Genomic DNA, 18384 nt, shown 5'->3' on the forward strand with positions numbered 1-18384 from the left:
AGAACATCGCTTAACCCTTGAAACAAATGAAAAATTCAATCCTTTTGTGCTGCCTTGCAGGTATTTTATCCTCCTGCAGCAATGACAACAGCCTTCAATATAACTTAAATGTGGAACAGGAGGAGCTGCATGACATGTCCATTTACCACCTGCCTTCAGATTGGAATACCCAGGATGGAGAAAAAATCTCTTTCATAAACCTTAAGGGGCAGCCCTTGGTGGTAGTCATGATTTACACCGCCTGCAAAACCGCTTGTCCCAGATTGGTGGCAGATATGCGACAAATTGAGGAAAAGACAAAGCCAAATGTTTCCCGGCAACCCAGATACATATTGGTAAGTATCGATCCCCTGAACGACAGTCCTGAGAAATTAAAACAGTTTGCAAAAGCCAACCAAATGGATGGAGCGCAATGGCTTTTTTTACAAGGAACGGAATCAGGAGTAAGGGATTTTGCCAATATCCTTTCGATGAAATACAAAAGAATTGACCCCATGGATTTTTCACATTCCAATATCATCAGTGTATTTGATGATCAGGGTGTATTGCGATACCAGAAAGAGGGATTGGGACTACAGAACGATGAAATCGTCCAAAAAATAATCGAAGTAAGCGGGCCATAAAGGCCCCTTATTTTAAAGGATAAATTTCATTTTCGCGGTAATATTTTATTTTGGCCTGAAACATCATGCCCATTTTTTCTGCTCGCCAAATGGCCTCTTTTGCCTTATCTCCTGTAAATTTTTCCTTGACAGTAGCATTAAAAAGCTCCAGCCAGCGCTCAAAATGCTGTTCATTCACCGGCATGCTGGCATGAGGCGTAAAAGGGCTGCCATAGTAGGTGTGTTCTTCCAACAGCACCGTTTGCCAAAACCGATACATTTTATCCAGGTGTTTGCCCCAATCACCTTTGATTCTTTGTTCAAAAATTGGTGCCAAAATGGGGTCGGTTTTTACTTTATCATAAAAACTATCCACCAAACTCCTGATTTGCTCAATTTCCTCTATTTTAACCTTCTGCCCCACTATAAACCAATTTAATTGAACTTACCTTATATAATTGAATGCAGGGTAGCTTTGCCACTGGATACTTCTTCAGCCAGTTCTCTGAGTGTTTTTGTCTTGAGTAACCTGGCCAATCCCTCCCTGATTTCCTTGTATTCATGATGGATGGGACAAGGATTGGCTGCTGAGCACTGTTTCAATCCCAACCCGCATCCATAAAAGAGTTTATCTCCGTCTATGGCTACCACCAAATCCATCAAATGAATGTTTTCCTGCTCCTTATCTATGTAAAACCCTCCATTGGGCCCTTTAGTAGAACTGACGATATCCTGTCTGGCCAGGGCCTGCAAAATTTTGGCAGTAAAATATTCAGGCGCATCTATTTCCTTACAGATATCCTTTACCCCTAATTTATTGCCTTTTTTGCTCTGGGACCATATATATATTACAGCCCTTATGCCATATTCACATGCTTTCGAAAACATTTTTTATTTCTAATTTGCCCAAAATTGATCCTGCCATTTTTCTGTTGTCTTTTCATGGATCCGGTCCACAATTTCTTGCATTTCCAGAAGCTCGTCTTCCTTAAGTTCCACTTGCATGTGTTGAAAAAGTTTCCTCTCTTCAAAACGGATATGTGCTTCCAAATCGCCTGCAAACTTTTCCAGAAGCTCATTCACTTCTTCCTGCTCTTTATACAATTCCTCAATGAGCTCCCTCAGATGGGCATGTTGTTTCTCCACTTCCTTTCGCATCAGGTCATTCCGGCCCAGAAAAGAAAAAATGTGGCGTTCTTCCAATTGGAAATGTGGCTCCAGGTGTTCGCTGTAATAATAATCAATGTATTTAAGTATGCGATCAGTATCCAATTCCTTTTTCAGTCCCTTCCTGATTTTCCATACCAGTAACAAGCCAAAATGATGATCCTGAGAAAGTGGCACCAGTGCCGGATGTCTCTTCAGTGGTTTACCCATAACGTGTTTGATTTAATTCCTTCTCTTCTATAAGCCACACGAACAAATGTAAGCAGATTCCTATTAAAATAAAATACATTTTTATCTTTTATTAGAATGAATACCTTAGCAGAAGCGTGAAATTTCTTCCAGGACCAAATAAAGGCACTCCCATCATTCCGATGGGACGGTTTAAGTGTTCATAATAAGTCTCGTTTAGGATATTCTGAATGCTGCCACTGAACGTCCAGGAGGAATTCAAGGCATAACTTGACTCCAGATCAAGTAAGTGAAATCCAGGAGTTTCTTTTTCCCCAAAGCTTTCTGAAATTCTTGGCTGAGAAGTAACCAAACGCCACTTTAATGAGGTTTTTAATTGATCATCAAAATGGCTAGTGCTCAAAATATACCGTAGATCCAGGGGAGCAATTTCAGGAAGTGCTTCATTGGCACTAAGGTTTTGACCATAGGTGTAAGCCATCATTATTTGCTGAGACCAACCTGACCATAATTTATGACCAAAAGAAAATTCAAAACCAGTTGTGACAGCATCATCAATGTTGATAAACTTCCTAACCCCGGGGCTTGTTGGTAAGCGTGGAGGAAGTGCTACAATTTTTCCTGTAATGTAATCCTGCAAGTATGCTCCGAATAAACTAATACTCATTGTCAATTTTTCATGGGTAAAACCGAAGACCATATCCAGCTGGTTGTTGGTCTCTGAATTTAAATCCGGGTTACCCAGCATTTCATATGGATCTATTCCAACCGGAAAATAGTTGATAAAACGCTCTGTAAGACTACCACTTCGCCTAACCTTTGCAATCCATAGACCAAAATTGAAATCTTTCCCCAATTCCCTTTGCCAACCTAAAGAAATGCCTGGATTAAACTGATCAACACCATCAATGGATGATTGTTCCATAAACTCTGCTGAGGGGTCCAGCATCTTTGCCTGGTTCAAATCTAACCTCCCTGAAAAACTAATGAAGTTTTTATGAAACTGGAATTGATACATACCAAATAATCCGGCTTTTAAAATTTGTGATTCCTGCCAGGCATTATCATAAAAGCTTTTTCCTGTATTTGGGCCCATAAGAAATTTCCTTTCCCTGATCCCCTCTGCTTTTTCTATTCTAAAATCGGCCCCGGCATACAATTTGGACTGCCCAAATAGCCATTCACCCTCTGTCCTCCCTCCCATGTTTTGGGTTTCAGCAGGTGTCTTGACATCCATCATTCTGGGGATTAAATCTCTTAAACCATTGTCCATCAAATGATTTACCTTGCTCATATAAATGGCATTGGTCCACCGCTTCATATGCTTGCCTGTGGAAGTTTTTATATGCTTCAAGTTACCCATCCAGGTATCATCAGAGCGAAGATCCATTCCCAATGTTGGAAAATCAACGTCCCTTGCAAAGTTTCTATTGACCGAAAACTCCAACTGGTCAGAAGCTCCTAATTTAACATCAGCAAATATACCTACCGTACCCCGCATAAAATCTGAAGGCACCAGGGTACCTTCGCCATCTTTGTAGGCTTTTCCTTTAGACCAGGATCCCAGTAACCCAATATCAAACTTTCTTCCAGTCCAACCCAACTTCCCTTCATTCCGCCAGACTGCACCATTGCTTTCAAACATACTGGAAACCCTTCCATACATCTCATTCTTATCAGTGAATCCCGGCGCTTCCCGAATAAAATTAATGGTTCCCCCCAAACCTATACCATATCTTAAAGCGTGGGGACCTTTGAGCAATTCCACCCTGTTCATCCTGTTTAAAGCAATCTGGGAAGTAGGCGGATCCATTCGGTTAGGACAGGCGGCACTGGCGCTTTGCAAGCCATCCACAACTACATTGAGCTGATCGTATTTGAACCCCCTTATCACAGGATCAAATCCGAAGGATCCACTTTTCCTGATTGATGATACCAGCGGGTTCATGTTCAATACGGCTCCAGCATCATGATGGATCTTTTCCTCGTCCGAAACATGAATTTGTTGGTCCTTTGCATCCTGCATTTTTAGTGAAATTACAGACACAGGTTGTAACATGACAAATATTTGCTTTTTATAATACTTACCCTCTTTCAATGCACTGGCAACTTCTGCCGGGCCCAGTGTCCAGTGACCATAATTGACATGACTCAAGTGCAAGGATTCCTCGGGAATAAATTCCAGGAAAATGATTCCAGAAGCATCACTACTGCCATTTTGATCTTTATATTGAAAAGATATCCCAATAATTGGTTCCTCATCCACCTCGTCAAGGAAAATCAGGGGTTTTATCCCTTGTGCCTGAGCGGAAGTAAATATCAATACTAATACGATAAAGACAGGAAGTATAAATTTTGTGTAAGTTCTCATAACAAATGCTTGCTGGCTTTAAACCAACATATTTGATTGGTAGTAAATGAATAATTCAGGATTTCCGTTTGGTACCTGCTTTTCCCAAAAAAGGGGTAATCCATTGATCCTCTTCATTAAATACCTAAACTGGCAATCAATAGGATTTTCTGTTTGTTAACCTCGGTAGAGAATGAAAGAGCATATAAATAATGCCCTGTCTGCTGTCAGAGAAAATAGAATAAAATGGATTTTTTTGGGCGGTACCCTACAGCGAAAAATTGTATTTTGGTGGGTGAAATACACCTGCAGCTGAAAAATGATCGATCATTTCATGGGGAAAACCGATTTTAGAATCAAATAATGGCATTCCCGAAACCTGCTCTACCTTTTCCTGATGTAACGGGGCAATAAATACCAAATGTATCTCCTCCAGGGTCATTCGATTATTTTCAGTTTCGTTCTCTTTTGTTTTTTCAAGCCTTTTGCTCAATTCACAACTTCCCTCACATGCCAATTCTGGTTTGTCCTGATTGATACAAAATAATGCTGCGATCCTATCCCTATTGATTAAAAAATCCATTTGCACCAAAGTAGCCCCCATGCCATTCAGCAGAAGGATACCAATCAAAACACTATAGGTAAACGTTCTAATCATACCTGTAAAAATCAGGAATTCATTTTCTCTTTTTTGTAATATACATCACTGCCACCTTCTATCTCCAATTTTTGATCTTTCGAATAAAAAGGCTGATGCTTTTTCGCCACCCTGGATTTTATTCGGTTTTTCCGGTAGATAAATAAAGTCCCCATCAGCAGGAACATGATCAAAATAACCCAACCATTTGCTACACCAAATAACTTCCTCCATGTCGCATCCCCAAGCCAGGCCGAGACAATCCGCCCAGCCAAAGTGACCTGAAACATGATCCAACCCAACCAAAGCACAGGATGAAAGATATTGATCTGAAGTTTAAACACCATGGGCAAAATGATGGGTGCATGAGCCCAAATCATGGAAAAGGTAAAGCCCAGAAAAAAAGTATGCAAATACAAATCATAATAAAAAGGATGGTCTTCCATCCATCCCATGATCCAGCCATTTAAAGCCAACCAAAAATATCCGGTTAGCAATCCAATTCCTATATACCGAAACTGCCCTGGCTTTCTCGCAGCATACCTGGCCATATCAAATCGGAAAAGCCATAGCGCCAGGCACAACAAAGCAATACCCAAAACGGTGTTGCCCCATTGGTGAAACGGAAGCAAAAGTCCCAAACCAAAAACGCCAATCCCGGCATAAAACAACAACCCTGCCCATTTGGGGGTGGGTAAAAATTTGCTCAATTCCATCCGCTCTCCCAAAATGGTAAACAACAAAAATGCCATCCACCAGCCTGTCGCCATGGGTACAAAATCCGAATACACATAAGCAAAATTGCCCAACATCCAGGCTGCCGCTCCCATAGCGATGATATAGGAATAAATTTCAGCAACCTTAATGGTCTGAAAATACATGATAGCTACCAATCCCAAACTGGCAGCCAGAAGCATATATGCGCCGAGACCAGGCCAGCCAACCAACATAAAAGGCATGGATATGGCACTCAATAAGGGAACAGCCAACCAAAGCTTGCTTTTCATGACCATGGCCCTTTCCAGTGAAATCAAAGAGCCCAGAAAACAACCCACCATCAATAGCCCATGATGCGCTGCTGCTTCCCCGATTGGAAATGCCATATGGCCTAATCGAATCCAGCCACCAATGATCCCGAAAAGCAATCCCACTATTATAAATGGAATAAGCAAGGCTGGTTGAATCGATTTCATGGTCTAATAATCCAAAAATGGTTTCAGTATTGAACGAATACCTCAGCTATCGAGGCTGTACCCTCTCAAATGAGGTGTTTAATTGATCAGGTCAGGTGTCAATTCCTGCAGTTCCATTTTCAAACCATCCAACTGATGTCTGATTTTTTCCATACCTGAAGCTGCATCAATGGCAAAAACAGTTATCAATTCCTGGTAATAATTGATTCCTTCAAAGAGGTTTTTTCTGAATTTTTCCAGGTAGGCTTCTTGTTTTTTATTGTTCTCAGTGATTGTCTTACTGATTTCTATCTTTAGGTGTTGCAGGTACAGTTGCAGCTCCTTGATAAACACATGAGGCCTTTCGGGATCCAGTTTAAGAGCGACTTTCCCATAAATATGATCTACCATTTCCTTTAAACTAAACACACCTTTAAAATAAGCCAGGTTGGGACCGGGACAGATAGTCACTGCTTTGAGGTTTCTTCTGGGCATCTCTCCTCCACTTAATATGGCCGGAGCACTTAAGCCTTCACACAGGCAATCTTTTTCCAATACGGCATCAACCTCTTCTTTGCTGATTTCACCATTGGCATGTTGTTTGACTTTCAGGTTCTGGTATTGTCTGGAGGCCGTGCAAATGGGTTTTTCTGTGAAATCGGTATTGAAAGAAAGAAACTTTTTGTAACAGGGGCTTCCCGGCCGGCCTTTTTCTATCCTGGATTTTCTCTGTTCCTCGGCACTGCTGTTTCTCAGGTTATTGAAAGGAATCCCCAGGGGTGAGGCATGACTCAGGTAAAAATCCGATTTTTTTGCCTTCAAAATCCGCTGCAAGGTATCTTCATCCACACTTGTAGCTTCAGGGACCAATAAAAAAGGGCTTCCCCATCCGGTTCCATCCAATTGATAATAATCCATTAGAAATCGGTTTTCTTCCGCATTCCCAATTCCTCCCTGATAGGTAACCTTGTTTTGGATGCCTTCCGGCAATACATTCCTCCCCTTTTGTATCAATGCTTCCTGGCACATCTGGTGAAGGGTTAGGCCCAATTCTTTTCGGTTTTCTTTGAAGGTATCCAGGATTGGACCTGCCAGTAAGCCATCTGTGGCAAATGCATGTCCTCCACAATTTAATCCAGACTCTATCCTGAACTCCGAAACCCAAATTCCTTTTTTTGCCAAAAATTTACCCTGTATCAATGCGGATCGGTAATCAGAGACCTTTAATATAACGGGTTTTCTGATAACACCCGCTTTGTCTGGAAAGAAGGCGTCAAATTCTTCCAGATAACTATATAAAGAAGGATTCATACCAGCAGAAAACACCAGGCCGCCTTCCAGTTTACTTTTCGCAAAACCCCGTAAAGCTGAAAGGGCATCGGAATATTCTCTACCCAAGGCTTCGCCTGACTTGGCGTAGTTTGTCTTGTCGACCTTTGTCATGATATTGACATCCGTCCTGCCGGGAACCAGGAATTTTCTTAGCTCTTCCTGCAAGTCCAGCTTTTCAAAACCCGCAGCATTCTTCATTTTCAGGTACAATTTGGCTGCAGGATGATCCATGGGTAAGAGATCAAAATACTGGTTGATTTCTTTATCCAGCCCAAAATCCTGACCATTGAGTTCCCTCATTTGCCGCTGTATGATGTAATGCAATAAGTCCAGATAAGCCTCAATTCTTTTCGCCCGGCAATCGGCTTCCTTCTCATTTATGGCAATATAGGGAATGGTCAATTCCCGACTGTAGCGTCTGCGCATGTCTTCCAAAAGCTGGTCGTCCATGATGGAAACCACAGATGAAATGCCATATTTGGCGACTTTAATGGGTGAATCTACCGTAAAACCCAATCCCATTACCGGAATATGAAAATGATGAGCTGAAAACATAAGCAATAATTTAAAAGACATCTGGCCAGAATTCTGGCTCTGATTATCTCACAAAGTTATCCTCCTATCAAGCCCAAAAAGCTAAGGGCTATCAGGGTAAAAAATGACTTTTGTCATAAAACATCAACAGGTTTCAAACAGCAGCATAGAGGTATTATAAAGCTACTCCTGTGAAACAAGGGAGTTTGCTATACCTTATATTGTCTGAACAAAGCACCCCAGGGTTCTCTCATCTTTCTGGAAAGCAACTGATTGGCGGCAAAATTACCTGTAAACTGTTCATTTACAGGATCCCAATCCAGGTCTTGCCCAAGCATCATGGCGATATTCCCCAGGTGGGCAAGGGAAATGGACCGGTGTCCTACCTCAGCCGGTGCTATGGTTTCTTCTCCCGAAAAAATACAATCGACAAAATTCCTGTAATGATTTTCACTGACATAAAGGGAAGTTTCACCGGGACCAATGTTGGTATCGGCCAGCTTTTCCGGATTGATTTTATGCTCCCCCCTTGTAGCCCAGGCAGAGCCCTCAGTTCCTTCAAAAGTCACCCCAAAATCCTTGTCGCTTTGGATGATCAGCTTGATGCCACTTTGGTAAACGCATTCAAAATAAAATCGCACCGCTGTATTCCAGACAGGATGGTCAGACCAGACAGCCTGGGCATTTTGTATTTTCACAGGTCCGGTATGGTCTGTTCCCATACCCCACTGGGCGATATCCGGATGGTGTCCGCCCCAATCCGTCACGTTCCCTCCTGAATAATCCATGATCCAACGGTAATTCACATGCGTTCGGCAAGGACTATAGGGTGCTTCGGGTGCAGGCCCCAGCCACATGTCATAATCAAAATCCTTTGGCACCGGGATGGTTTCCGTCAAATGTCCGGTTTTTCCAAAATCCGGGGTGCCCCCCGGGAGCCCGCAGGTAACGGTGTGCAGTTCTCCAAGCCGCCCATTCCTGGCCAGTTCGCAAACCCTCCTGAAATGATGGCTGGACCGCTGTTGACTGCCAGTCTGAAAAGTAACACCATATTTACGTACCGCATCGCTCATGGCCCTGCCCTCTTCCACCGTCAGGGAAAGGGGTTTCTGACAATAAATATGTTTCCCTGCGGCTGCGGCCATCATCACGGGAATGGCATGCCAGTGATCAGGGGTAACCACTTCCACGGCATCAATGGCTTTATTTTGCAAAACTTCCCTGAAATCAGTATAGCCTTCGGCAGAGCGGTAGGATGTACCGTGCTTTTCCGAATAAAAATCATCTACCACCTGTTGGATATATTCCCTGCCGGCTACTTTTCCATTCCAATACCCCGGGCTCTTTTTGTTGACATCGCATATGGCGGTAACCTGCACTCTACTATCGGGAAGAAAACCTTGCACATCATTGCCCGCCTGATTTCCAGCACCGATAAATGCCATGGTAATCCGGTCGGATGGGGCAGTAAATCCATTTCTTCCCAAGGCCGAGGCGGGAATAATGGTGGGGGCTACCAACAGCGAAGAAGCTGCTATACCTGCTTTTTTCAAAAAAGAACGCCTGTGTTTATTTTCCATGCCTTAAAATACGTTTTTTTACTATTCTGACAAAAAAAATGTTGCCGGCTTTCAAATAATCATGGACAGCCTGCTCTTCAATTCCGGTACCACCTGCTCCTCAAACCAGGGATTCCTTCTTTGCCACCTGATATTTCTGGGTGAGGGATGGACCAAAGGAAAAAATTCGGGCAGGTAGTCGGAGAAACTCCGCACCGTTTCAGTCAGATTTTTCTTCCGTTCCTTTCCCAGGTAATACCGCTGGGCATACTGCCCGATCAAAAGGGTCAATTGAACATCAGGCATTTGCTCCATAATGGTACTATGCCAGGTTGGTGCACATTCTGGTCTGGGCGGCAGGTCGCCTCCTTTGCCTTTTCCCGGATAACAAAACCCCATGGGCACAATGCCGAAAACCTCCGGGTCATAGAAAAGATCGGCATCCACGCCCATCCAGCGCCTTAGTTCCCGCCCACTGGCATCATTCCAGGGGATGCCGGTAGCATGGACGACGGTGCCGGGAGCCTGCCCGATCACGAGTACTTTGCTGTTCCTGCTGGCTGCCAGCACGGGCCTGGCACCCAGGGGAAGCTGAGCCTCGCAAAGCTTGCACCCCCTTATGGTTTCCAAAAGTTGTTTCATGGTAAGGCAAATTTAAGGATATCTGCACAAGCAACAACCATACGTTTTTACCGAAAACGGAAAACAATAGTAAATCAAACGGCAATTTGTTATTTTAATATTAAACCATTAGGTTAGTCAAAAAAAAAGTTATGAAATCCCTTCCCATACCACTGTTCCTTTTTTCATTTTCATTTTCTATTTCTCTCCTTGCATTGTCCTGCCAAGAGGAAAACAAACAGGAGAAGAAAAAGGATGGTCGATCCCTTTCTCTGGTAAAAACCGATAGCATTCGTATCGACTATCCAGGATTATTGGACCTGATGGATGTGGACCCATCCAGGGAGCGCGTATTGCTTTACGACAGGCAGAGAGGCATTATCCTGCTGACCGATTTTGATGGTAACCACTTGCTAAGTCTGGATAAACAAGGGGATGATAAGGGCAGCTATGGGAGGTATCTTTGGAGTACCGCTAAAATAAAGGAGGACGATCACATTTTTCTGATTTCACAGAAAGGTTTTTTCGAATTTGATGCCCAGGGTGAGTTGGCCTACCACAAGCCTTTCCAGGATGAGGTACCTTTTTTTTCCGGTCGTGCCGCAGCGGATGCGGAATTGATCGAACATGAGGGGATTTTTTTTCAAAAAGGGCTGGTTGCCTGGGGTGAATACAACAAAACGGAGGACGAATATTATGACCAATTCAAACTTCTGGTAAAATTTGACCCCGAAAAGGGCACAGCAGAGCGGATCATCCACCTGGAAACCGAAAGTCCTTTCAGAAATTCGGGCAAAGCATTTGAAATTCTGGATATGAGCCCCACCTTTACCATTTCGGATGATAAACTGCTGGTTATTGCCGGAACTGACCCGCACCTCAACATTTACGATATATATCCACCCCACAACCTATTGGAAAGGAAACCCCTTGCCTATCCAAACTATAATATGGGCCAGGGAATCGAAAGGGCTGAAGCCGACCCCAAATCCATTACAGTCGATCAATCGGCCGGCAGGACACATACGCTTAAAGTGTTTGGCGACTACCTGCTTGCATCGGTTAGCCCGGGATATGATATGGCAGATAAGGAGAGGTATAAAGCAATCAGCAGCCCAGAGGAAAACAGCAGCTTCATGGAGAGTATCGCAGGAAAATACGAACCAGGCCTTTTCCTGATGGATCATCACGGGGGGGGACATTCAACAACTCTCCCTGCCCCAATCCCTGGACTACGTGCAATTTCTGGTACGTGAAGGCGAGCTTTGGTGGCTATCCAGGTTAAATGCTGAAAAAGAGGAGGATTTTATACAGATCTATAAAGTAGAAATTTCAGAATAAGACAGGAAAACCGGCCGGATATCTCCTACATTCCCGGACCAATAGTGGAAATTCAGGGCATTTTGCAGGGTATGTCCTTTTGCTTAAAGCGCCATGTCATAGCCCCCAAATCTCCTCAGGTTATAGGTGATGGAAAGCATGAAAAACTGCCGCAGGACCTGGGTTCTTTCATCTTCTATGTAAACATCCGTTACGTTCCGGTCAATGCTTACATTCTGGTTTAACAAGTCAAAGACCGTCAATTTGATTTCGGTCTTATTGCTCGGAGGAATGCGATAGCCCAAGTCCAGGTTTACCAGCATGACACTTCTGTCGAAATCCTCCCCAAGCCCGGTATATACCTGGTGATTGACGCTGGTACCTACAAAAATACCCCCAAGAAAATTCCAAAATAGATCTGCCCTGGTCCTATGGGTATAATAGTTGTTATCCAGATCCTGTTGCAAACTGCTGCTCACACTGCTAAAATTACCTCTGGTGGAAAGGTTAAAGTCTATACTTTCATTGATATTGCTGCTCAGGTTCAAGCCCTGACTAAAGGTGGTATTGGTGTTGAAATTTTCCTGCCCATTGATGATCCCCGGTCTGTTGCGCACTGTGTAGGAAGAATTGATATTCAGGTTACTCTTCATGAATTTTAGCGGGAATCCGTAACTTCCGTATAGCCTAAACACGTAATAGTTGTCAAGGTTTACCGGACGGGTGTACTGCCCGCCCTGATTCAGCAATACATCTTTTTGGATCAAGGTGTCTTTTGCAGCAACAAAGGTTTCGTTGCCGATATAATTGTTTCGGATATTGCCATACAAAAAGAACATGAGAGAGCGGTTGGTTTCCGGATTGATCTTCCGGAATCGCGTAAACAGCCGGTGGCTGTACTCCTGTACCAGGTCCGGATTGCCATTGGAAATTTGCAGCGGGTTGGCATTGCTGATCACGTCCTGCAATTGCCGGATGGAAGGAGCATCGGTATCTGTATTGTAATCCACCCGCATATTACTGAATTCTCCCAATTGGTAATTGACCACCACCCTGGGAATCACATTGGAAAATTTCCTTTGGGTATTCTCAAAGCCCGGAAACAGCCGGTCGCTGTCAATGGAGGCCGATTCATAGCTGACCGTACTGTAAATGGATAATTTTTCAGAATTGTAACTATACCCCAACCTCCCCCTATGGGTCATGTATTGGTTTTCGAAGCGATTGCTCAATGCGCTATCCAGCCGGATCATATCCGTTTCTGCATCCTGGATCTCTACCTGCTGATCCGTATCAGAGGCATTGTTGGACAGGCGGTACCCAATCCTTAACCGGGACCGTTCGCTGATGGGCTCAAAATAACTCACCCCACTACTGAAGTAAAAACTGGAGTAAAGATTGTTCCTGAACTGAATCAGGGAGTCGATATTACCAGTTTGGTAGTTTTCGTTCACAGCTACCAGATCTGAGTTGCTGTCACTGTCATAGGTACTGGTATACACATAGGTAGACAATGCCCTGCCCTCCTTGGTAAAATTATACCTGTAGTTCAGTGAATTTCTGAAGTTCAGCGATTGCCGTTCTGAGGTTGTTGTGTTGATATTGCTGCTGATGGGGGTATTGGTATCAAACAGGTTCCGGGCATCCCGAATGTTAGTGGATTTTCTATAGTCCAGGCCTATTCTCGGCCTTAGAATAAGTGCATGCCGCTCATTGATATTGTAATCAATCCTTGCACTCATGCGGTGACTTTGGGTACGGGTCTGGTTGTTTCGGTCCTCCTGGTAAATCTGCAGACTGTCATTGGGCAGGATATATTCCCTGGAGGAAGTTCGTGTCAACACATTTTCCCGGTCGTTAAACAGATAATTGCCGGTAACCTTTAACTTTTCGTCCTGATATTCATCGGAAAAGTTAACTCCCACTGCATTGGTGTTGGTGATTCCGGGTAATTCGCCTACGGCCAGCTCGTTTCCTCCCCTTCGACTGTCATCGCCTTCAATATTTCCCAATTCATCTTCCCCGAAATTTTGCTGGTTGATATTATTGCTCAAGCCTAAAATCGATAACCGTTGTGCTTCATTAAAGAAGTTCATGTTGCCGCCAGCGATGTAATTGTTATCGGTACCATATCCGCCATAAAATTTACCAAACCTGCCTGCGCGCATCCCGGGCTTGGTGATGATATTGATGGTCTTCGTCGTTTCGCCATCATCAAAACCGGTCAACCGGGCCTCGTCACTTTTCTGGTCCAGGAATTCAATTTTAAGGACTACCTGAGCCGGAAGGTTTTTCAGGGCAGCAGCCGGATTGTCTCCAAAAAAGGGCCTTCCGTCTACCAGTACTTCCATTACTTCCTCTCCCTGCACCTCAATCACTCCATTCTGAATCACTACGCCTGGCATCTTCCTTACCAGTTCATCGGCATCGGCCTGGGGCCGGGTTTTGAAGGCATTTGCATTGAAGGCAACTGTATCTCCCCGGACTTCGCCTGTGAGTGCATCTGCTGAAAACTCAAACACATCCATTTCCTGCCCGTCACTTACCAGTTCGAAAGTTCCCAGATTATTGCCTTCAGGTGCCTTGACCATTTCCTGGTAGGTCTGGTATCCTATAAAGGATAATTCCACCAAAAACTCATTCAATCCAGGCTTTTTGACTTGAAACTTCCCATCAAAATCGGTGTAGGAAGAGCTTAAGGTTTCGCCTTGCCCGTCCTTAAGAAATACATAGGCACCAAATAGAGGCTCCTTGGTTTGGCTGTCGATGATAGTACCCGAATAATTTTGTTGTCCGTAAAGCGTGGCCGAGCTAAAAAAAACAAATAGAACTGTGAAAAGCGGTAAATGGAATTTCATGGAAATAAAATAAGCTAAAAGGTTTGGATGCAATCGAAATATTTAACGGAAAAATGACTAGAAATTCAAGCCAAACCAAATCCAATTATGTTAAAGTAAAAATCATGGGTTTATATGGTCAATTTACACTTTGGTCCAAACACCGATTTTTATTGACAAATAAACCAAATAAACAAGCTCTTTTTTATAAAAGAAAAGAAAGCAATCGGGGAATAATATCCAGCGTGGTAGGAGGATATTAAAATTTACTTCTGACAATAAGGGGATTAAAAGCGAATACACAAAATTCTTGCACATGGGGTTTGCATTAAAAAAAAAGTCCTGCTACATTTGTGACACTAAAAAAGGGAGCGATCCTTTATTTAGAATATTGGCCGATGGTGTAACTGGCAACACGTCTGGTTTTGGTCCAGAAGAGTCCAGGTTCGAGCCCTGGTCGGCCAACAATTTATTTTTATGAAAGTATTAAAAGACGACTTGGTTCGTCTTTTTTTTTGCCCTTTTTTGAAACATGATGTCCGTTGAAATGGGGTCAATAAGCAAATTTCGGAAGTCTCAGCAGGGAAGCAGGATCGGCCTGCAACCGTTCGGGCATGTTTCTTTTCCGTTGTCGTTTGCCTTCAGGAATGTTGATTTGACGAAGAGGTATTTTTTGTTGGTTAATTTAATAGGAAATTCTAAAAATAAACAGCTGCTGAATTGTAGTTGATTTTCGAATTTTTTAAATTTATAACTTTCTGGCATTCAATTGGTTCTATTTCATTAAAAACTACAAGAGGAGGTCTGATATGAGTTATGATGACCGCGATTACTGGAGAGACTACGACAGGAGGCAGGACTACTATCGGGAGCAGGACCGCACACGGGATTTCAACCTGGAATTGGACAGGCAATGGGAAAATAACCAGGAGGATCTGAAGTACGAAACTGAAAAGAGAAAACTGGAACTGGAAGAGGGCATTAAAGCCATGAGGGAGGGAAACACCGCATGGGGGATTTCAAAAGTAGCCGGGCCGGATTTTGCGGTAAGGTACCTGCAAAACCTGAAAACAGTTGATTCCAGGCCATATGCCTACACTACCGCTCTGGAATACGCCAATCGCGCCAGGAAAAAGATGGCACAACAAAACTATTCCGGAGCTATCCGGGATTGTAATGAGGCCATACAGCTGGGAATGGAAAATGCCTCCATCTATTATCAACGAGGGCTGGCCTTTCATGAGCAGGAAATGTATGAAAATGCCATGGCAGATTATACAAAAGCCATACAATTGGATTCCAGCTTTGCCATGGCGAAGCTGGAAAGAGGAATATGCCGCTTGGAAATGAAGAACACAGCAGGTGCTTTGGATGATTTTAACGCTTTCATCAGCATCAAACCTGAGCTGCCCCGGGCTTACTTCTGGCGTGGCCTTGCTTTCTATGATCTTGGAGAGCTGGAAGGGGCGGAAAAGAATTTTGGAACTGCCCTCCAGCTTGACAATACGTATGCACCAGCATTCGGAATGCGCGCATTGGTTCACAAGCGTCTTGGCCATTACAAGGAAGCCATCAATGACCTTACAGAAGAAATTCGTCTCAATCCCAAATCTACCAAAGCGTACCGATCCCGTGCGTATTGCTATTTTTCAATGGGAGACTACGGAAAAGCTGTAGCTGATAATGATTATTTGATTTCAGGCTGTCCGACCGTAGAGGATTACCGCCTTAGAGCCTGGAGTCACTTCCACCTGGGCAACTACCACCAGGCCATTCAGGATTTTGAACAAGTGATTGCAACAAGTGCTGTTTCACCGGGCGATCTCATAGGACGCGGTCGTGCCCGCCAGGGTAAAGGAGATTATCCCGGAGCCTTACAAGATTTTTCGCAGGCCATTCAGAAAAACTCAAACCATCCCAGTGCCTACCATTTCAGGGGTCTGCTCCGTTTCAATTTGGGACAATTCAGCGAGGCCATTGCTGATCTGGATCAGGATATCCACATCAATCCCAATTTGCCCTCGGCCTACCTGATCAGAGGGGAAAAGCTACAGAAAATCGGGAATAAAACCAGTGCCATGCAGGATTTTCAAAAGGCGGCAAGTTTATTCCGTGAGCAGAAGATGCCAGAAAAGGCCGTAGAGGCAATGAAACGCTGGACAGCGACCCTGATGTCACCGCTTAGCCCGAATGATAGATTGCCTACCGGATAATGCAGGCTATGAGACAAGGGATGCAAGGAACTCATAAACGAATATATTGACCATTTTCAATTACCGTACAGCCAGTTTGCTATAATCATGTCATCCCTACGGGATTAGGCTTTGTTACTCAGGACTCATTTTATGTGGTAATAATTGTCTATAAGGACACAAACGCAATCTATAGTATACCGATAAAATTATCTGATTTTAAAAGCTTTCTTAAAATTGTGATTAACTACCAATATGTGGCAATTACCAAAAAAAAACAAGAAGTTCGGTGAAAATTAGCAACTGTAGCTATCCTCCAGTGCATTCCGCTACTCCCAAAACCTCTGCAATTCATTCTTTACCAGGTAGGCTTTGATCCGTGTGGGCATATGGTCGAGCTTGCTATCTATGGATTTTAACAGGAAGAGCGACCCACGGAACAGGTCTCTTATCCAAAAGAAGAATTTTGCCCTATGGAATCAAAAAATAAAAATAGCTCCATAGAAGAAAAGGGTATAGCGGATGGCATAAAACGCATTTTGCTCAGGCCCCAATACTGTCAGGAGGGTAGAGTAGCACTTTGTGCTCTGGAGAAAGGAAATCCTCTTCCGGTATTCCGGCAAGAAACCGGTGTTGCTGTAGCCACTCTTTGATTTTTATACGTTCCTGCCCATCAAATTGCGCAACAAGCTGGTAAAAAAAGAACGAGCGCTCGTGCTTGCCCATGCCTGCTTCCAGGGTCGGCAGGTAGCGAGAGAGTTTTTTTTCCATCATGTAGGAAAAAAGGTGGTAGCTATACTGCAAATAGGTATCAAAGGCCTTCTCCGAACTTACTGCCCGGATTATGAAGGTAATCTCATTTTTGGTCAATTGGCTTTCACCATCTCTGCTTTTAAGAAAACGCAGGTTGGCAACATCCCCGATGTCTCCCAATCCGGACCTTCTTGGCTGCCATGCATACCCGTTTTCAGTATAAAATTGCTTTTCTTTCAGAACATCCATCGTTCGCTTCCACCCATTTTCCGTGTCATCCACCCAATGGATAAGGTCATTCATAAAATAAGTAAAGGCTTTTTCCCTGGTCGCTACAATTTTTTTTCCGGAATAAGCGCCTGACTGCCGGACGGTATTGTTGGCAACAGGGGAATATCGGACAGCGTCCCTGAAAAGGCACCATTGATCCAGCATCCTGAAAAAATTCTGGTAGATAACATCCCCATCCATTTGGATCACCTGTTCGGTCAGTGTTTCTATTCTGCCCCGTAATTCCTGGCTAGAAAACCGGATCTCCTTTCGGTTATCCCGGATCTCCTGCTGCTGAAAAAGCATCTGCCAACGTTGCCCCAAAAAAGCCACGTAAACAAACAAGACACCGGATAGGGAAGCAAGAACCACCGATACGCCATTGACGTACTCCGGCGTGCTTTCGGAAAAAAAGCGCTGTGCGGCGGACGGCTTGATCACAGAGAGCAAGTAAAACGAGACGGCCGATACATCCAGCAGAATGGCTATACCCAAAATGCTGTTCATCTTCCATTTCAACCAACGCATTGAATTTTTTATATCCTGGTCAAATTCCACGGGCATACTTTTTGACAAGGTAGGTAAAATCCGGCCATTAACGGGAAAAATTCTGCCTGCTATTGAGGGCGCTGTGTTCAGGGTTTGGGGATGATTTGATGATGTGGGGATTAATTGAAATTGAGGAAGAATGCATTAGATTGAAGGCCTTCGCATGCACAGCCTTCGGATTTGTTCAGGCACCGCAGACCCGGTCTGCTGATTTGATTAAAATTGGTTAAGGTTATGGGTAAAGGGGCTTAATTGTGTTTGTAAAGGCTGTTTTCTTAGTTTTACCGATACAGAGGTTGG

14 protein-coding genes and 1 tRNA gene are annotated in these 18384 nt (G+C 43.8%); 4 read left to right on the forward strand and 11 right to left on the reverse strand.

Annotated elements, in window-relative coordinates; all coding sequences use genetic code 11:
* The first annotated feature begins 26 nt into the window (after window positions 1-26).
* A complete protein-coding gene (locus tag G9Q97_RS19005; RefSeq protein ID WP_166149759.1) occupies window positions 27-623 on the forward strand; it encodes an SCO family protein in 597 nt (198 codons plus the stop codon).
* A 7-nt stretch (window positions 624-630) separates the two neighbouring features.
* Here the strand turns inward: G9Q97_RS19005 and G9Q97_RS19010 are convergent, their stop codons facing one another.
* The 9 genes from G9Q97_RS19010 to G9Q97_RS19050 form a co-directional block, all read right to left on the reverse strand.
* Window positions 631-1026, reverse strand: a complete 396-nt coding sequence (locus G9Q97_RS19010) for a group III truncated hemoglobin (protein ID WP_317168783.1) — start codon at window positions 1024-1026, stop codon at window positions 631-633.
* A 26-nt stretch (window positions 1027-1052) separates the two neighbouring features.
* Window positions 1053-1490, reverse strand: a complete 438-nt coding sequence (locus G9Q97_RS19015; protein WP_166149761.1) for an RrF2 family transcriptional regulator — start codon at window positions 1488-1490, stop codon at window positions 1053-1055.
* 9 nt (window positions 1491-1499) lie between these two features.
* Complete coding sequence (locus G9Q97_RS19020) at window positions 1500-1979, reverse strand: hemerythrin domain-containing protein (RefSeq protein WP_166149763.1); 480 nt, start codon at window positions 1977-1979, stop codon at window positions 1500-1502.
* Window positions 1980-2070: 91 nt separating this feature from the next.
* Window positions 2071-4329: a TonB-dependent receptor domain-containing protein gene (locus tag G9Q97_RS19025; protein ID WP_166149765.1), complete on the reverse strand. Its 2259-nt coding sequence runs from the start codon at window positions 4327-4329 to the stop codon at window positions 2071-2073.
* A 247-nt stretch (window positions 4330-4576) separates the two neighbouring features.
* On the reverse strand, window positions 4577-4966 hold the full coding sequence (locus G9Q97_RS19030) for a hypothetical protein (RefSeq protein ID WP_166149767.1): 390 nt from the start codon (window positions 4964-4966) through the stop codon (window positions 4577-4579).
* 11 nt (window positions 4967-4977) lie between these two features.
* Window positions 4978-6138, reverse strand: coding sequence for a hypothetical protein (locus G9Q97_RS19035; RefSeq protein ID WP_187357738.1), 1161 nt, complete (start codon window positions 6136-6138; stop codon window positions 4978-4980).
* A gap of 78 nt (window positions 6139-6216) precedes the next feature.
* Window positions 6217-8004 carry a hypothetical protein gene (locus G9Q97_RS19040; RefSeq protein ID WP_166149769.1) on the reverse strand — a complete coding sequence of 596 codons (1788 nt, stop codon included), beginning with the start codon at window positions 8002-8004 and terminating at the stop codon, window positions 6217-6219.
* A 188-nt stretch (window positions 8005-8192) separates the two neighbouring features.
* Window positions 8193-9563 carry a Gfo/Idh/MocA family protein gene (locus G9Q97_RS19045; RefSeq protein WP_166149771.1) on the reverse strand — a complete coding sequence of 457 codons (1371 nt, stop codon included), beginning with the start codon at window positions 9561-9563 and terminating at the stop codon, window positions 8193-8195.
* 51 nt (window positions 9564-9614) lie between these two features.
* Window positions 9615-10184 carry a uracil-DNA glycosylase family protein gene (locus tag G9Q97_RS19050; protein WP_166149773.1) on the reverse strand — a complete coding sequence of 190 codons (570 nt, stop codon included), beginning with the start codon at window positions 10182-10184 and terminating at the stop codon, window positions 9615-9617.
* Window positions 10185-10315: 131 nt separating this feature from the next.
* Between G9Q97_RS19050 and G9Q97_RS19055 the strand changes: the two genes are divergently transcribed.
* Window positions 10316-11419: a hypothetical protein gene (locus G9Q97_RS19055; protein ID WP_166149775.1), complete on the forward strand. Its 1104-nt coding sequence runs from the start codon at window positions 10316-10318 to the stop codon at window positions 11417-11419.
* A gap of 168 nt (window positions 11420-11587) precedes the next feature.
* Here G9Q97_RS19055 and G9Q97_RS19060 read toward each other — a convergent pair whose 3' ends face one another.
* Window positions 11588-14341, reverse strand: a complete 2754-nt coding sequence (locus G9Q97_RS19060) for an outer membrane beta-barrel protein (protein WP_166149777.1) — start codon at window positions 14339-14341, stop codon at window positions 11588-11590.
* 371 nt (window positions 14342-14712) lie between these two features.
* Between G9Q97_RS19060 and G9Q97_RS19065 the strand changes: the two genes are divergently transcribed.
* Together G9Q97_RS19065 and G9Q97_RS19070 are read left to right on the forward strand one after the other, a co-directional pair.
* Window positions 14713-14785, forward strand: a tRNA-Gln gene (locus G9Q97_RS19065).
* Between the two features lie 344 nt (window positions 14786-15129).
* Complete coding sequence (locus G9Q97_RS19070) at window positions 15130-16533, forward strand: tetratricopeptide repeat protein (protein ID WP_166149779.1); 1404 nt, start codon at window positions 15130-15132, stop codon at window positions 16531-16533.
* A 522-nt stretch (window positions 16534-17055) separates the two neighbouring features.
* Here G9Q97_RS19070 and G9Q97_RS19075 read toward each other — a convergent pair.
* Complete coding sequence (locus G9Q97_RS19075; RefSeq protein ID WP_166149781.1) at window positions 17056-18063, reverse strand: hypothetical protein; 1008 nt, start codon at window positions 18061-18063, stop codon at window positions 17056-17058.
* Between the last annotated feature and the right edge of the window lie 321 nt (window positions 18064-18384).

It is taken from the genome of Cyclobacterium plantarum, from assembly GCF_011290685.1.
Classification (GTDB): domain Bacteria; phylum Bacteroidota; class Bacteroidia; order Cytophagales; family Cyclobacteriaceae; genus Cyclobacterium; species Cyclobacterium plantarum.

Excerpts from the sequence above, each read along its gene's own strand:
- G9Q97_RS19005 (WP_166149759.1), top strand. The coding sequence starts at position 27 with ATGAAAAATTCAATCCTTTTGTGCTGCCTTGCAGGTATTTTATCCTCC.
- G9Q97_RS19015 (WP_166149761.1), bottom strand. The coding sequence starts at position 1,490 with ATGTTTTCGAAAGCATGTGAATATGGCATAAGGGCTGTAATATATATA.
- G9Q97_RS19020 (WP_166149763.1), bottom strand. The coding sequence starts at position 1,979 with ATGGGTAAACCACTGAAGAGACATCCGGCACTGGTGCCACTTTCTCAG.
- G9Q97_RS19025 (WP_166149765.1), bottom strand. The coding sequence starts at position 4,329 with ATGAGAACTTACACAAAATTTATACTTCCTGTCTTTATCGTATTAGTA.
- G9Q97_RS19030 (WP_166149767.1), bottom strand. The coding sequence starts at position 4,966 with ATGATTAGAACGTTTACCTATAGTGTTTTGATTGGTATCCTTCTGCTG.
- G9Q97_RS19035 (WP_187357738.1), bottom strand. The coding sequence starts at position 6,138 with ATGAAATCGATTCAACCAGCCTTGCTTATTCCATTTATAATAGTGGGA.
- G9Q97_RS19040 (WP_166149769.1), bottom strand. The coding sequence starts at position 8,004 with ATGTTTTCAGCTCATCATTTTCATATTCCGGTAATGGGATTGGGTTTT.
- G9Q97_RS19045 (WP_166149771.1), bottom strand. The coding sequence starts at position 9,563 with ATGGAAAATAAACACAGGCGTTCTTTTTTGAAAAAAGCAGGTATAGCA.
- G9Q97_RS19050 (WP_166149773.1), bottom strand. The coding sequence starts at position 10,184 with ATGAAACAACTTTTGGAAACCATAAGGGGGTGCAAGCTTTGCGAGGCT.
- G9Q97_RS19055 (WP_166149775.1), top strand. The coding sequence starts at position 10,316 with ATGAAATCCCTTCCCATACCACTGTTCCTTTTTTCATTTTCATTTTCT.
- G9Q97_RS19060 (WP_166149777.1), bottom strand. The coding sequence starts at position 14,341 with ATGAAATTCCATTTACCGCTTTTCACAGTTCTATTTGTTTTTTTTAGC.
- G9Q97_RS19070 (WP_166149779.1), top strand. The coding sequence starts at position 15,130 with ATGAGTTATGATGACCGCGATTACTGGAGAGACTACGACAGGAGGCAG.
- G9Q97_RS19075 (WP_166149781.1), bottom strand. The coding sequence starts at position 18,063 with ATGCGTTGGTTGAAATGGAAGATGAACAGCATTTTGGGTATAGCCATT.